The 15249-nt window shown below is 45.9% G+C and carries 11 protein-coding genes; 2 read left to right on the plus strand and 9 right to left on the minus strand.

The window, feature by feature from the left end; all coding sequences use genetic code 11:
- The first annotated feature begins 102 nt into the window (after positions 1–102).
- Both B9T20_RS08370 and B9T20_RS08375 read left to right on the plus strand, forming a co-directional pair.
- A complete protein-coding gene (locus B9T20_RS08370; protein ID WP_094490632.1) occupies positions 103–864 on the plus strand; it encodes a HesA/MoeB/ThiF family protein in 762 nt (253 codons plus the stop codon).
- Positions 857–2365, plus strand: a complete 1509-nt coding sequence (locus tag B9T20_RS08375) for a cysteine desulfurase family protein (protein ID WP_094490633.1) — start codon at positions 857–859, stop codon at positions 2363–2365. The genes B9T20_RS08370 and B9T20_RS08375 overlap by 8 nt, the downstream gene beginning before the upstream one ends.
- Here the strand turns inward: B9T20_RS08375 and pgsA are convergent.
- From pgsA to B9T20_RS08420, 9 genes are all read right to left on the minus strand, one after another.
- Entirely contained in the window at positions 2362–2955 is a 594-nt protein-coding gene (pgsA, locus tag B9T20_RS08380) for a CDP-diacylglycerol--glycerol-3-phosphate 3-phosphatidyltransferase (RefSeq protein WP_094490634.1), read from the minus strand. The two genes, B9T20_RS08375 and pgsA, sit on opposite strands and share 4 nt — an antisense overlap.
- Positions 2956–2997: 42 nt before the next feature.
- Entirely contained in the window at positions 2998–3696 is a 699-nt protein-coding gene (locus B9T20_RS08385; protein ID WP_094490635.1) for an ABC transporter permease, read from the minus strand.
- Positions 3689–4417, minus strand: coding sequence for an ABC transporter permease (locus B9T20_RS08390; protein WP_094490636.1), 729 nt, complete (start codon positions 4415–4417; stop codon positions 3689–3691). Before B9T20_RS08390 ends, B9T20_RS08385 begins: the two co-directional genes overlap by 8 nt.
- A 3-nt stretch (positions 4418–4420) precedes the next feature.
- Positions 4421–6070 carry a glutamine--tRNA ligase/YqeY domain fusion protein gene (locus tag B9T20_RS08395; protein WP_094490637.1) on the minus strand — a complete coding sequence of 550 codons (1650 nt, stop codon included), beginning with the start codon at positions 6068–6070 and terminating at the stop codon, positions 4421–4423.
- Positions 6071–6245: 175 nt separating this feature from the next.
- Positions 6246–8300 (minus strand): dihydrolipoyl dehydrogenase, encoded by a 2055-nt coding sequence (lpdA, locus tag B9T20_RS08400; RefSeq protein WP_094490638.1) that lies wholly within the window; start codon positions 8298–8300, stop codon positions 6246–6248.
- Positions 8301–8309: 9 nt separating this feature from the next.
- A complete protein-coding gene (gene aceF, locus B9T20_RS08405) occupies positions 8310–9617 on the minus strand; it encodes a dihydrolipoyllysine-residue acetyltransferase (RefSeq protein WP_094490639.1) in 1308 nt (435 codons plus the stop codon).
- Between the two features lie 31 nt (positions 9618–9648).
- A complete protein-coding gene (gene aceE, locus B9T20_RS08410; protein ID WP_094490640.1) occupies positions 9649–12324 on the minus strand; it encodes a pyruvate dehydrogenase (acetyl-transferring), homodimeric type in 2676 nt (891 codons plus the stop codon).
- Between the two features lie 303 nt (positions 12325–12627).
- Positions 12628–13860: a D-alanyl-D-alanine carboxypeptidase gene (locus tag B9T20_RS08415; protein WP_233491650.1), complete on the minus strand. Its 1233-nt coding sequence runs from the start codon at positions 13858–13860 to the stop codon at positions 12628–12630.
- Entirely contained in the window at positions 13857–15233 is a 1377-nt protein-coding gene (locus B9T20_RS08420) for a M17 family metallopeptidase (protein WP_094490641.1), read from the minus strand. The genes B9T20_RS08415 and B9T20_RS08420 overlap by 4 nt, the downstream gene beginning before the upstream one ends.
- Between the last annotated feature and the right edge of the window lie 16 nt (positions 15234–15249).

Raw genomic sequence — 15249 nt, forward strand, 5'->3', positions numbered from 1 at the left:
ACCTAAAACAACAAAGGATTAAAAGCCAATAAATGATGCATTCTACCATTTTTTGGGTCATAAGATTATAATGGATCTTTCTTTTGCTGAATATTCCTATCGATGCTAACTGATCATGAATTGCTGCGCTATTCGCGCCACATCCTGTTGTCTGAAATTGATTTAGAGGGGCAACTTTCCATCAAGTCTGCAAAAATATTAGTGATCGGTTGTGGTGGCTTAGGCAATGCGGTGATTCCGTTATTAGTGGCGGCGGGCGTTGGGCATTTGACCATTGTGGATCACGATGTGGTGGATCTTTCAAATTTGCAGCGCCAAATTCATTTCACAACAGCAGATTTGACCCATTCAAAAGCTCATGCATTAAAAGCGCACATGCAGGCACTAAACCCTGAAGTGCGGATAGATGCCATCGCACAAAAGGCCGATGATGCACTGTTAATGACGCTCGCTAAAGATGTGGACATGATTATCGATTGCACGGACAATTTCACCATTCGCCAAGCGAATAATCGCATGGCGAATCATTACAATATCCCGCTCATTTCAGGTTCTGCCGTTCGTATGGAAGGGCAATTGGCGGTGTATGATTTTAGATCGCCCGAAAGTGGTTGTTATCACTGCCTATTTGACGGTGCCCACAGCGATGATGGCAATTGTGCACTCTTTGGGGTATTTGCCCCCATTTTACAGATCATTGGTGCGATGCAAGCGCAAGAAGCGTTAAAAATCATTGTGGGGATGCCTGTGATGATCAATCGTTTGCGTGTTTACAATGGGGCAACGTGTGAATGGCAAACCTTCAAATTCAGCAAAAATCCCACCTGTCCCATCTGTTCATCGAACGAGGAAAAGTATGAATAAAAAAATTATCTATTTAGATTATGCGGCAACAACACCGCCCGCACCTGAGGTGGTTGAACAGATGACCTTAGGATTGTCTCAGATCTGGGGCAATGCAAGCAGTGAGCACATTTTAGGTCATGCTGCCCATCGTCATATTGATGAGGCTTTGTCTGTGGTGGCAAAATTTCTCAATGTTGAACAAAGCACCTTAACCTTAACCAGTGGCGCCACAGAATCCATTAACCTTGCGTTAAAAGGTGTGATGCGCGCACAGCGTAAAAAACACATCATTGCCATCACAACAGAGCATAAGGCCACATTAAATACCGTACAAGCATTGGTGAAAGAGGGGTATCAAGCGACATTTTTAGCCCCCAATGATGCAGGACAAATCACCAAAGAGATGGTGGAAGCTGCCATTACGGATGAAACGGCCATCATCACTTCTTTGTGGGTCAATAATGAAACGGGTGAGATTTACGACATCGAGGGTTTCAGTGAAGTGGCGCGCCGTCATAAAATTTTACTGCATGTGGATGCCACGCAAGCGATGCCGCACTTTAAACCTGATTTTTCTTGGGTGGATTTGGCCAGTTTTACGGCGCATAAGATTTATGGCCCTAAAGGCATTGGCGTATTATATCAGCGTGATTTTCCTAAAATTCCGATGGTGCCTGTGATTGATGGGGCTAAAACAGAGCTTGGGCATCATGTGGGTACGTTGGCGAACCATCAAATCATGGGTCTTGCCCGCGCGGTGCAGTTATTGCCTGGCCATTACGCCACAGAGCATCAACAAAGTGAAGCGCGCTTAGCGGCGTTACTTGATCATCTTGCACCATATGGCGTGACGCGTAATGGTAAAGAGGCGCGTTTAACCCCTGCGATTATCAATTTGCATGTGCCCCATATTTATGGGGAAACTTTGATGGCGGCAGTGTCGCAGCTCTGTTTCTCAAGAGGTTCTGCCTGTAACAGTGATGAGACATTGCCATCCCATGTCCTCACAGAGCTTGGCTATGATGCCAAACATGCGCGTGAAAGTGTGCGCATCAGTTTAGGGCGTTATCTGTTGGCATTTGATTTTCAGCGGGCGCTCAATGATCTTGGCACTGCGATTGCTCAGCTGCAGCACATTGCTAGGGGCGAGCGCTGCGCCACTGTATTGCCCGTTGTGCATCAAAAAGGCAGTGACATTCATTTAAAACTGCTCAATCCGCAGGATTTTACGCCCACCCATACATTTACATTAGATCGCAATGATGTGGTGATTGGTTTAAGCATTCAGCACGATGGCACAAAAGTGACGGATTTATCCATCAAACTGCAAGCCACGCCCTTTATTTTATGGTTCATGAATGAGGCGGCCGCTTATTTGCGTGGCAATGAGTTGATCGCGTGGGAGAATTTTAGAATGACCGATGTGATGGAAACAAAAAACGCCCCTCAAAATGAGTTGCGTTTGGTGATGGTCATTGAAAAATTCATCCGCGAGAGCGGACAAAGTTTAAGCGCTTAGCGGTTTTCGCTTTGGTGCTTTTTCTCACTGTGGTAGGCGAGCAATAGGTAATCGATCATCGAGTAGAGCGTTAATGCCGATGCGATGATCAAGCCCACCTCGCCAATGAGGAAGATCGGTAAGCCAATGAAGTCAGATTCAAACAATAAGCAGCCGATCGCACCCATTTGAAATGTGGTTTTCCATTTGCCAATCCAAGAGACGGCCACGGAATTACGGCGTCCAAGGGAAGCCATCCATTCGCGCAATGCACTGATGGTGATCTCACGGCAAATGATGACAATCGTACACAAGGTAATGATCGCTGAATGGGGTTGGCTCACAGCGATGATGACTAATGCCACTGCCACCACCAATTTATCCGCCACAGGGTCTAAAAATGCACCAAAGGGCGAGGAAACTTTGAGCTTTCTCGCTAAATAGCCATCAAAATAGTCGGTAATGCCCGCAAACGCAAATAGCGAGCAGAGCAAAATATTCTTCAATGGCACATGATAAACCATGGTGTCAATTTTCAAAAAGTAGACCAACACCAACACAGGAATGACAAAAATTCTAAAAAGTGTCAATAAATTTGGAAGATTCATCATGTCAGTGTCCTTTGGTGGTTTGTCAATGACTGTATTATCGCGCTAATGGGCGGTTTGTAAATAGGAGAGCCATCTTTTCTCGCATTTTTTGAAAATGAAGACGAGTAAAAAGGTGATCAATAAGTACAAACAAGCAGCGATTAAATACGGTGTAAAGTCATAAAATGTGGCGCGTTGCATTTTGCGGGCAACCCCTAAAATGTCTAAGTTCACAAGTGCGATCACAAAGACTTGAGCAGTGCCATGGAGCATGAAGATCACTTCATTGCTGTAGGCAGGCAACGCACGGCGAAAGCCGGATGGGAAAATGATGCGATAAAAGATCTGCCATTGACTCATGCCCATGGCAATGGCGGCTTCAATTTCACCTTTGGCGGTGTTTTTAAATGAGCCTTTAAAGATCTCAATGGTATAGGCACATGTGTTTAAGCTGAACGCGATGATTGCACACCAATAAGGTTGCTTAACAATGTTCCAAAGCCAAGGGATTTGACGCAGTTCTGCAGAAAATTGCCCCAATCCATAGTAAAGCAGATAAATTTGTACCAACAGTGGCGTGCCACGAAAAAAGTAGCTAAAGGCAGAAACCGGCGCGGAAAAGAGCGGGTTTCTTGAGAGCGCAGCAAACGATAAAGGCAACGCAAACGCCAAGCCAATGAGGGAGGAAATAAAGGTGAGCTGCAAAGTCACCCACACGCCATTGGCAAAGAGCGGCGCGTATTCGGCCCATAAATTATTCATAAAAAGCTCCTCGTACGACGCCTTTTGAGAAGCGTTTTTCTAACCATTTGACCACAATGATGGAAACTGTCGTTAACAGTAGATAACCAATGGCAACAGTGATCAAAAAGGTGAAGGGCGCGCGAGTCGATTGTCCGCTTTTGACCGCGATCGCCAAAAAGTCTTGCAAGTTGATTAAAGAGACCAATGCGGTGGCTTTTAATAAAACGAGCCAGTTGTTATTCAAGCCTGGGAGCGCAAAGCGCATGGCTTGAGGGATGACAATTTTAAAGTAAACGCGGGCAGGGGACATGCCAAGGGCAAGGGCTGACTCTTTTTGTCCTTTGGGCACCGCCAATAATGCACCACGGAAACTTTCTGCCATAAAGGCACCAAACATAAAGCCAATGGTGATGACGCCGGCCACAAATGGATTGATGTGATAGATCTCAAGCCCCATCGCCTCCATCGCTTTGTTCAAAAGGGTTTGCATCCCATAATAGAACAAAAAGATGAGGACAATGTCCGGAATCCCGCGAATAATGGTGGTGTACGCGGTCACCGTACCGCGCACAAACTTAGATTCACTGAATGAACCTAAAGCCGCGAAGGTGCCCAATACAATGGCCACCATCAACGAGCACAACCCAAGTTCAATTGTGAGCATAAAGCCATCCCACAATATATTTTTATAGAGCAGTACTAAATCGAACTGCTCTGCAACTGCATTAAAAAATGACATGGGTTACTTTCCGAAGCTGTCTTTTAAAGTTACAACACGATTGAAGACCAAACCATCTTCTTTGCGATCACGGGCAAAGTAACCTTCGCGCTCAAATTGATACGCCACTTCAGCGGGTGCATCTGCCAAAGCCGGTTCCACTTTTGCCTGTTTGATGATCAAAGAGTTAGGGTTGACGTAATCAAAAATTTCGCCCTCTTCACGATCAGGATGTGGCACAGTGAATAAACGCTCATAGCAATGGATTTGTGCATCGACGGCATCGTTGGCAGCCACCCAATGAATCACGCCTTTTGCTTTGATGCCTTCTGCATTTTTACCCAACGTATCTGGCACGATTTCTGCGATCACTTCTGTGATGTTGCCATCAATGTCGGCTTTATAATCTGTGGCTTTAATGATGTAAGCGCCACGTAAACGCACGTAGTTGCCCAAAATTAAACGTTTGAATTTTTTATCTTCTGTACTCAACACAAAGTCATTGCGGTCAATGTAAAGTGCTTTGGCAAATGGCACAATGCGTTTGCCGGCGGCTTCATTTTTGGGATGATTTGGCAATTCTAATTCAACGCGCTCATCAAAGTTGGTGAGGGTCACTAAAATGGGGTCAAGCACTGCCATGCGGCGGGATGCTTTATCATCCAAGACATCGCGCATGCATTGGTCAAATTGCTCCATTTCGATGGAGTTTTCTGATTTTGTCACGCCAATGCGCTCACAGAATAAATGTAAGGCTTCCGGTGGACAACCGCGACGGCGCAAGCCTGAAATGGTGGGCATGCGGGGATCATCCCAGCCTGTGACTGTGCCGGATGTCACCAATTGCGTCAATTTACGTTTAGATGTAATGGCATATTGCAAGCTTAAACGAGAGAACTCATATTGATGAGGTTTTTGTTCAATGCCGCAATGCTCAACGCACCAATCATATAAAGGACGATGATCTTCAAACTCTAATGTACAAATGGAGTGCGTGATGCCTTCAAAGGCATCGCCTAATGCATGCGCAAAGTCATACATTGGGTAAATGCACCATTGATTACCGGTTTGATGATGTTCAACGTGACGAATGCGATAAAGGGCAGGGTCACGCAAATTCATATTTGGGGAAGCCATGTCGATTTTGGCGCGAAGGATTTTTTCACCATCACCAAATTCGCCATTTTTCATGCGTTCAAACAGTGCTAAGTTCTCTTCAATTGAGCGCTCGCGATATGGGGAGTTTTGACCGGCTTCTGTTAAAGAACCACGCATCGCACGGATCTCTTCAGCCGTTGAGTCATCGACATACGCTAAGCCTTTTTTGATCAACAACACAGCGCATTCATAAAAACGTTGGAAATAATCGGAGGCATAGCACTCTTCATTCCATTCAAAACCTAACCACTCAACGTCAGCTTTGATGGCAGAAACGAATTCTTGTTCTTCTTTGCATGGATTCGTATCGTCAAAGCGTAAGTTACATTTGCCCTGATAATCTCTTGCGATACCAAAGTTTAAGCAGATGGACTTAGCGTGCCCAATGTGCAGATAACCATTCGGTTCGGGTGGGAAGCGAGTGTGGACATCTGATGGGCTTTTGTACTTACCTGTACTTAAGTCATTGTCAATAATTTGACGAATAAAGTTGGTACGAATCACTTCTTCTGACATGGTATCCCTTTGTAGATAAAACTTATCGATAAACTACGGAATTCTAGCATGATCAAAGCCTTTTGACGAGTGGTGAATCATATCTTCAATGGGATCTGATACTTAACATCGATTGCCTAAATGACCTGCATAAAAAAGCAGCCCGAAGGCTGCTCATTGAATCAAGATGAATGATCTATTTTTTCTTAGCAGGGGGAAGATCGGTACAGGCACCTTCCGCCACTTCTGCCGCCATGCCCACAGACTCAATTAAAGTCGGATGTGGGTGAATGGTGTGGGCGATGTCTGTGACATCTGCACACATTTCAACGGCTAAGGCAATTTCACCAATTAAGTCACCGGCATTGATCCCTACAACTGCGCCACCTAAAATGGTTTTGCTTTCAGGATCAAAGATGAGCTTAGTCATGCCTTCTTCACGTGAGCTGGCCAACGCTTTACCGCTTGCACTCCATGGGAAAACAGCTTTCTCATAAGCAATGCCTTGTGCTTTTGCTTCTGTTTCCGTCAAGCCCGCCCATGAAATTTCAGGGTCTGTGTATGCCACAGATGGGATTTGCTTGATGTCAAAGAAGCGCTTGTGACCGGCACACACTTCAGCAGCCACGTGTGCTTCATGCACCGCTTTATGGGCAAGCATTGGCTGACCGACAATGTCACCGATGGCAAAAATGTTGCCAACATTGGTACGCATTTGCTTATCAACATTAATAAAGCCGCGGTCTGTCACATTCACGCCTGCATTTTCAGCATTGAGCGTCAAACCATTGGGTGCGCGGCCAATGGCGACGAGCACATAGTCATACACTTGTGGTTCGCTTGGGGCATTGTCACCCTCAAAGCTCACTTTAATGCCTTCTGGTAATGCTTCTGCACCCACCACTTTGGTTTTGAACATGGTTTTTGTGAAGCGATCTTTGTTGTATTTTTCAAAGATCTTCGTTAAATCACGGTCTGCTCCAGGAATGAAACCTTCTGTGAACTCAACGATTTCGACATTCGCCCCAAGGTTAGAGTAAACGGTTGCCATCTCTAAACCAATGATGCCGCCACCAATCACAAGCATGCGTTTAGGGATTTCGCGAAGCTCTAAAGCGCCCGTTGAATCGATGATGCGTGGATCTTCTGGCATAAATGGCAGATGAATGGCGCGTGAACCGGCAGCAATGATCGCTTTATCAAAAGACAATGTGCGTTCGCCGCCATCACTTAAGGCAATCGTTAAGTGATGATCATTTTTAAAGGTTGCCACGCCTTGGATCACGTCCACTTTACGCATTTTTGCCATGGCTGCTAAGCCGCCCGTTAATTTACTCACCACAGATGATTTGTAATTGCGGATTTCATCCAACTCAATGCGCGGTGCATCAAAGTAGATGCCAGCATGTTTTAAGTGCTTTTCAGCCTCTTCTTTGGCCTTCACCACATGTAGCAATGCTTTTGATGGGATACAACCCACATTCAAGCACACGCCACCAAGGGTTGGGTAACGTTCAATCAATGCCACTTTCAAGCCAAGATCCGCCGCTCTAAAGGCTGCGGAATAACCGCCAGGACCCGCACCAATGACCACCACATCGCAATCGACATCGCTTGGGGCAGCTGTTGCCGCTTTGGGCTCAACAATGGTTTGCGCCGCAGCTTCCGCTTTTGGTGCAGCCTTTGGGGCTTGTGCCGGTTGTGCTGCGCCCACTGTGGCTCTGGCAATCACAACGCCTTCTTTGACTTGATCACCGACTTTGATCAACACTTCTGTGATGGTGCCATCAATTTCAGAAGGCACATCCATCGAGGCTTTATCAGACTCTAGTGTCACTAAGTTTTGATCTTTGTGAATGGTATCCCCCACGTTAATGGCCACATCAATCACATCGACAGCTTCAAAGTTGCCAATGTTAGGAATGATGATGTCAATCACATTTGTTGAAGTGCTTGGTGCAGCTTTAGGTGTGGCAGATGCTGCAGTGTCTTGAGCTTTTGGTGCATCTTCAGAAGAGGTCGGCTCAATCATTGCAATGGTGTCACCTTCTTTGACTTGATCGCCCACTTTCACGAGGATTTCAGTGATTTTGCCGGCTTGATCCGAAGGCACATCCATCGAGGCTTTATCAGACTCTAAGGTCAAAAGGTTTTGATCAACGCTGACAACGTCACCGACGTTCACAAGAACGTCAATGACATCAACGGCGTCAAAATTACCAATGTTGGGAATTTTTATTTCAATCGCCATGAATTCTCCTTACACTAAAATGCGACGCATATCAGTTAAACACTGATTCAAATGCACAATGAAGCGTGCACCGGCTGCGCCATCAATCACACGGTGATCGTAGGACAATGACAGTGGCAACATTAAGCGCGGCTCAAAGCTTGAACCATTCCACACAGGTTTCATGTCTGTGCGAGACACGCCTAAAATCGCAACTTCAGGGGCATTGATGATCGGCGTAAAGGCTGTGCCGCCAATGCCACCTAATGAGGAGATGGTAAAGCAGCCGCCTTGCATTTGATCGGGCTTTAATTTGCCTTCACGCGCTAATTTGGCAAGCTCGCCCATTTCTGCAGCAATTTCCAACACACTTTTTTGATCACAATCACGAATCACGGGCACCACAAGGCCATTGGGCGTATCTGCCGCAAAGCCGATGTGGTAGTAATTTTTGAGGATCAAATCATCGCCATCTAATGAGCTGTTGAACTCTGGGAATTTTTTCAGTGCATGCACACACGCTTTAACTAAAAACGCGAGCATGGTCACCTTTTTACCCGATTTCTCATTCTCTTTATTGAGCTGCTTACGGAATGCTTCAAGCTCTGTGACATCGCTTTCATCAAATTGAGTCACATGAGGAATCATCGCCCAGTTGCGCGCTAAGTTTGCCCCAGAGATTTTCTTAATGCGGGACATTGGCTCACGAGTGATCTCACCAAATTTGGCAAAATCCACTTTTGGCCAAGGCAATAAGCTTAAGCCGCCACCATTTGTGGTGCCGACTGCGCCGACGCTGCCAGCGCCTGTCATCATGCCTTTGACATAAGCCACAACGTCTTCACGCATGATGCGTAATTTAGGGCCAGAACCTTTCACTTGATTGAGGTCAGCGCCTAATTCACGGGCAAATGCGCGCACAGATGGGGAAGCATGCGCCCCTGAAAAATCCAATGCCGCTTGATTGGCTGCATTGGCAGCTGGCACAGGCTGAGCGGGTGCTGGTGTAGGTGCTGCTTTTGGCGCTTCAACTTTAGGGGCATCTGCAGGCTTTTCAGCTGCTTTAGGTGCTTCTTTAGGTGCAGCCGGTGCCGCAGCTTCAGAGGCTTCGATGCGAAAGACCAAATCGCCTTCTTTTACTTTATCGCCGACTTTAACCAAAATTTCTTTGATCACACCTGCCATTTCGGCAGGCACATCCATGGAGGCTTTGTCTGACTCAAGGGTCATCAAAGAGTCATCCTTAGCGACGGTGTCACCAACCGCCACAGCAATGTCAATCACATCCACTTCATCAAAGTTTCCGATGTCAGGCAGTTTAATATCTGTCAATGCCATAATCTTTTATCCTTTCTTTATTCAGTCAAAATTAAAGTGTGATTGGGTTTTTCTTGTGTACATCGATGCCATATTTGTTGATGGCGTCCACAACAACACTCGGTTCAATCACGCCTTGATCTGCAAGCTCTTTTAAGGCAGCCACAGTGACGTAATAACGGTTCACTTCAAAGAATTCACGCAATTTACCGCGGGTATCTGAGCGGCCAAAACCATCGGTTCCCAATACTTTGTAAGGTGCTTTGATGGCGGCACGGATTTGATCACCAAATAAACGGATGTAGTCGCTCGCAGCAACCACAGGCGCATCAGAATCATTGAGCAATTCAGCCACATGAGAAACGCGTGGTTTTTCAAGTGGGTGAAGCATATTGTGGCGTTCAGTGTCTTGAACATCACGGGCCAAGATGTTAAAGCTTGGGCAACCATAGATGTCCGCATCCACGCCCCAATCGGCTTTCAATAATTCAGCCGCTTCAATCACTTCGCGGAAGATGGTGCCTGAACCCAATAAACGCACGCGTTTTTTAGCATCAGCATTTTCACCTTTACGGAATAAATACATGCCTTTGAGGATGTCTTTTTCCACGCCCACAGGCATTTCAGGATGGCTGTAGTTTTCGTTCATGATGGTGATGTAGTAGAACACATCTTCTTGATCTTGATACATGCGTTTTAAACCATCTTGCATGATTACGGCCAATTCATATTGGAACGTTGGGTCGTATGACACACAGTTTGGAATCACTTGCGCTAAGATGTGGCTGTGGCCATCTTCATGTTGTAAGCCTTCGCCATTTAACGTTGTGCGACCGGCTGTACCGCCCATTAAGAAACCGCGTGCGCGTTGATCGCCTGCTGCCCACACTAAGTCAAGACAACGCTGCAATTGGAACATGGAGTAGCACACAAAGAATGGAATCATTGGCACGTTGCTGACAGAGTATGAAGTCGCCGCAGCAATCCATGAGCTGACAGCACCTGCTTCGTTGATACCTTCTTGTAACACTTGGCCATCTTTGGCTTCTTTGTAGTACATCAATTGATCAGCATCTTGTGGGATGTAGTTTTGTCCCGCTTGTGACCAAATGCCCAATTGTCTAAACAAACCTTCCATACCAAATGTACGGGATTCATCCACCACGATTGGCACCACATTTTTACCAATGGCTTTATCTTTTAAGATGGTATTGAGCATGCGCACAAATGCCATGGTTGTGGAAATTTCACGGCCTTCTTGTGTGGCGGCTAATTGCGCTTTAAATGCCTCTAATTGTGGCGCTGGCAATGGATTGTCAGTTTTTAGGCGGCGTTTAGGTAAGTAACCATGCAACGCTTCGCGGCGTTCACGAAGATATTTCATCTCAGGTGAATCTTCCGCAGGGCGAATGAATTTCAACTCTTCGATCTCTTCATCTGTCACAGGCACTTCAAAGCGATCGCGGAATTGGCGAAGGGCATCGATGCTGATTTTCTTTTGTTGGTGAGACGTATTTTGCGCTTCACCTTCTTGACCCATGCCATAACCTTTGATGGTTTTAACCAAAAGCACAGAAGGTTGACCTTCATGCTTAACGGCAGCATCATACGCAGCGTAGATTTTGTTTTCATCATGGCCACCGCGGTTGAGGCGCCAAATATCATTGTCAGATAAATGAGCCACCATTTGACGCAATTCAGGCGTGTTGAAGAAGTGCTCACGCACATACGCGCCATTTTTCGATTTATAGGTTTGATAATCACCATCAATCGCTTCCATCATGCGCTTACGTAAAATGCCGTTGTGATCTTGTGCTAAGAGTGCATCCCAGCCGTTGCCCCAGATCAATTTGATCACATTCCAATGGTTACCACGGAAGTTAGATTCTAATTCTTGGATGATTTTGCCATTGCCGCGTACAGGGCCATCTAAGCGCTGTAAGTTACAATTCACCACAAAAATTAAGTTGTCGAGTTTTTCACGGCCTGCTAAAGAAATGGCACCTAAAGATTCTGGTTCATCCATTTCGCCATCCCCACAGAAACACCAAACTTTACGTTTAGAAGTATCGGCAAGGCCACGCGCATGAAGGTATTTTAAGAAACGCGCTTGGTAAATGGCTTGCATTGGCCCTAAGCCCATCGATACCGTAGGGAATTGCCAGAAGTCATTTTGCAACCAAGGATGCGGATAAGATGGCAAACCTTTGCCATCGACTTCACGACGGAAGTTCAGCATTTGTTCTTCAGTGATGCGGCCTTCTAAAAATGCGCGCGCGTAAATGCCAGGGCTTGAATGGCCTTGGAAGAAAATTAAGTCGCCGCCATGGTCATCACCATCTGGGCCATGCCAGAAATGGTTAAAGCCAACTTCCCACATTGTGGCAAGGGATGCATAACTTGCGATATGGCCGCCTAGGGATGAGTCTGCTAGATTGGTTTTCACAATCATTGCCATGGCATTCCAGCGGTTATATGCACGGATTCTATGTTCGATATCGGAATTGCCAGGGTATGGCGGTTGCTCATGAACAGGAATGGTATTGATGTATTCCGTTGTACCAGAGAAAGGCACTTCGATGCCATCGCGATGAGTACGCTCAATGACACGTTCAAGCAAATAACGCGCACGTTCCTTGCCTTCAGTTTTGATGACACTTTCAATGGAGGCAATCCAGTCTTGGGTTTCGATTGGATCGATATCTTGAATAGTATTTAAATCGCTCATATTTTCACCTATTTGAAATAATGTGATCGTAATAATTGTTGATTTTGATTATTACAAAATTGATCTGCTGAGCAGAAAAATTGCTTCAATGATAACACGATTATTTGGAATGTTTGACGCATCAAACATGTGTTTAACGCAAAAGGGTTAATCACTCCAAACAGTTACCGTAAAAATGGTGTGTAAAAAACGTCATTTTTTAAATTAGTAATAACCCCCATAATCTCCTTAAATTAAGCACGCAAGCCACTGCATCACGTGGCTTTGCGCGGTTTAATCGGTTTGTTTTAGAAAACACGCGTCTTATTTAGCAATCACAATACAGTCATTGCCACTTTGTTTTAACTGATGACAGGCTAAAGTTGCTTTTTCATAGCTAAAGCCTGACAAACGCGCGCGGTATAAGTTGTCGATTAAGACGACATCAATTTTGCCTTGTTGTAATTTACGATGTGCCATGCGCGCTCTGTCTTGTGCAGATTTGCGACTTTTATAGGCGCCCACTTGTATTGCCGCGGCTTTTTTAGAATTCGTTGTGCTGGCAATGGTTTTATGATTAGAAATAAGTTTAATGGTTGGAATGGTTTGAGGCGCGTCATTTGAGACGATGTTGACTTTATTTTTGTGATTAGTGGCAACAATTTGCTTAGGTTTGGGGTTTTTTTGAGGATCATAACCCACAAGAAGATCTTCTGTGATGATTGGAGAGATTGAAGGATTGCGATGGTTGCGCTGCAATGCTTCAAAGGATTGCTCCATGATATCCACCATAATATTATCGCGTGATTGCGTGTTGCGACCGCCAATCACGACGCCAAACAAACGGGTGTTTCCGCGCTGAGCGCTGGTGACTAAGTTGGAGCCTGATTTACGGATATAACCTGTTTTGATGCCATCGGCACCTGCAAGCATGCTGTTGACTCGGTTATGACCTTTGATCAATCTGCCATCGAAGTAAAAACTCTCCGTTTGAAACAGTGGATAATATTTGGGGAAATGGTTGTAAATGGCGACGCCAAGGGTTGCCATGTCACGTGCGGTTGTGTATTGATTGTCATTGGGTAAACCATTTGGGTTCACAAAATGGGTGTTGGTCATGCCTAAACGCTTAGCGGTTTTATTCATGCGTTCGACAAATTTAGCTTCCGTTCCGCCGATGAATTCAGCAACGGCAATGGACACATCATTTGCCGATTGCACAATCAATGCCTTTACAGCGGTTTCCACGGTAATGGATGTGCCAGCTTTTGGGCGAAGGCAGGAACATTCGGCCTTGACGGCGCGTGCTGAAATGGGCAAACGCTGATTCATCTTGATTTTCCCTCTTGAGAGATCTTCAAAGAGAATGTAGAGCGTCATGATTTTGGTCAATGAGGCAGGGTAACGACGCTCTGTGGCATTGTGCTCATAGATGACTTTGCCGGTTTTTGGCTCAATCACCAATGCGGAAAAGCCTGTGTATGCAAAGGCCATGCCACCGATGCTTGTGAGGATCGATAGCATTACCAACATCATAATTTTTTGTATCATAGTCATACATTCATTCCAAAGTGATGCGCTAACCCATAGTAGGTTGCGCGCAGTCCCATAGCTTCACCGCCCATCGGGCGACCTTTGCGATTACGAACATTCCATGCCATTACATCAATGTGAGCAAACGGCACATTATCACTCAAAAAGTGCGTTAAGAAAAGAGCCGCCGTAATTGAACCGCCATAGGGCTGTGTTGAGGCGTTTAAAATGTCGGCACATTTTGACTCAATCCATTCATTGTAGGGCGCATGCAATGGCATTCGCCATAAGGCATCGTCTTGCATTTGACCGTGGGTTAAAATGTCATCGGCTAAATCATCATCGGTGGCAAATAGGGCGGGCACTTCAGGGCCTAAAGCCACGCGAGCAGCACCGGTTAATGTGGCGAAGTTCACAATTGCATCGGTGGGCACTTCGCTGGCATAACTGATGGCATCGGCCAAAATGAGGCGGCCTTCAGCATCTGTATTATCAATTTCAACGGTCAAACCATTGCGCGCTTTGACAACATCGCCCGGACGCATTGCGGTGCTTGAAACCGAGTTTTCCACAATTGGTAACAACACGCGTAAATGAATGGACCATTTGGATTTGACGATCCATTGGGCCAATGCAATTGCATGAGCAGCGCCGCCCATGTCTTTTTTCATCAAGCGCATGCCGCTGGCAGGTTTTAAATCCAATCCGCCGCTGTCAAAAGTGACGCCTTTACCAATGAGCGTTAGGCTTTTGTGCATCGGATCGCCATAAGTGATCTCCACCAAGCGCGGCGCAGAATCACTGCCATTGCCCACATGGTGAATCAATGGGAAATTTTCTGTCAATAAATCATCGCCTTTGATCACTTTAACGGTGACCGGTTGATTGTCAAAGAGCGTTTGAATGTATTGGGTTAAGCCTTCAGGATTCAAATGATTTGGCGGGCGATTGATCAAGGTTCGCGTGATGTAATGGGCTTCAATCTCATTGAGCAGCTGTTGACGATCAAGCGCTTTAGGAAAGAGGATCTGTACATTTGGCGCTGTGGAGGCTTTAAATTCACTGTATTGATACGCACCGAGTGCAAAGCCCAAAAGCAATTGATAGAGGGCATCTTCTGACAAATCATCATTGGCGATGTAATAGATGCCTTGCGGTGCGGATGTGTAAAAATGACCAAGGGAGAACATCTGTTCATGTGGATCAAAACGCACAAGCACTTTGCTAAGGGCGCCGGTTTCATCGGGAATGGGCAGCACATCTGGTGCGCGGCCAGCCGATTGATGCACCCAATTTTGCTCAAAAGGCGTTAAATCGAGATCGGAAAACTGATGATACAGATGAATCGGCACAGTTTTCACAGAAGCCGGGGCGTTGATCAGTAGTTCATGAATCATATGTTGTTCTCCTTTG

The organism is Wohlfahrtiimonas sp. G9077, assembly GCF_002252155.1.
Taxonomy (GTDB): domain Bacteria; phylum Pseudomonadota; class Gammaproteobacteria; order Cardiobacteriales; family Wohlfahrtiimonadaceae; genus Wohlfahrtiimonas.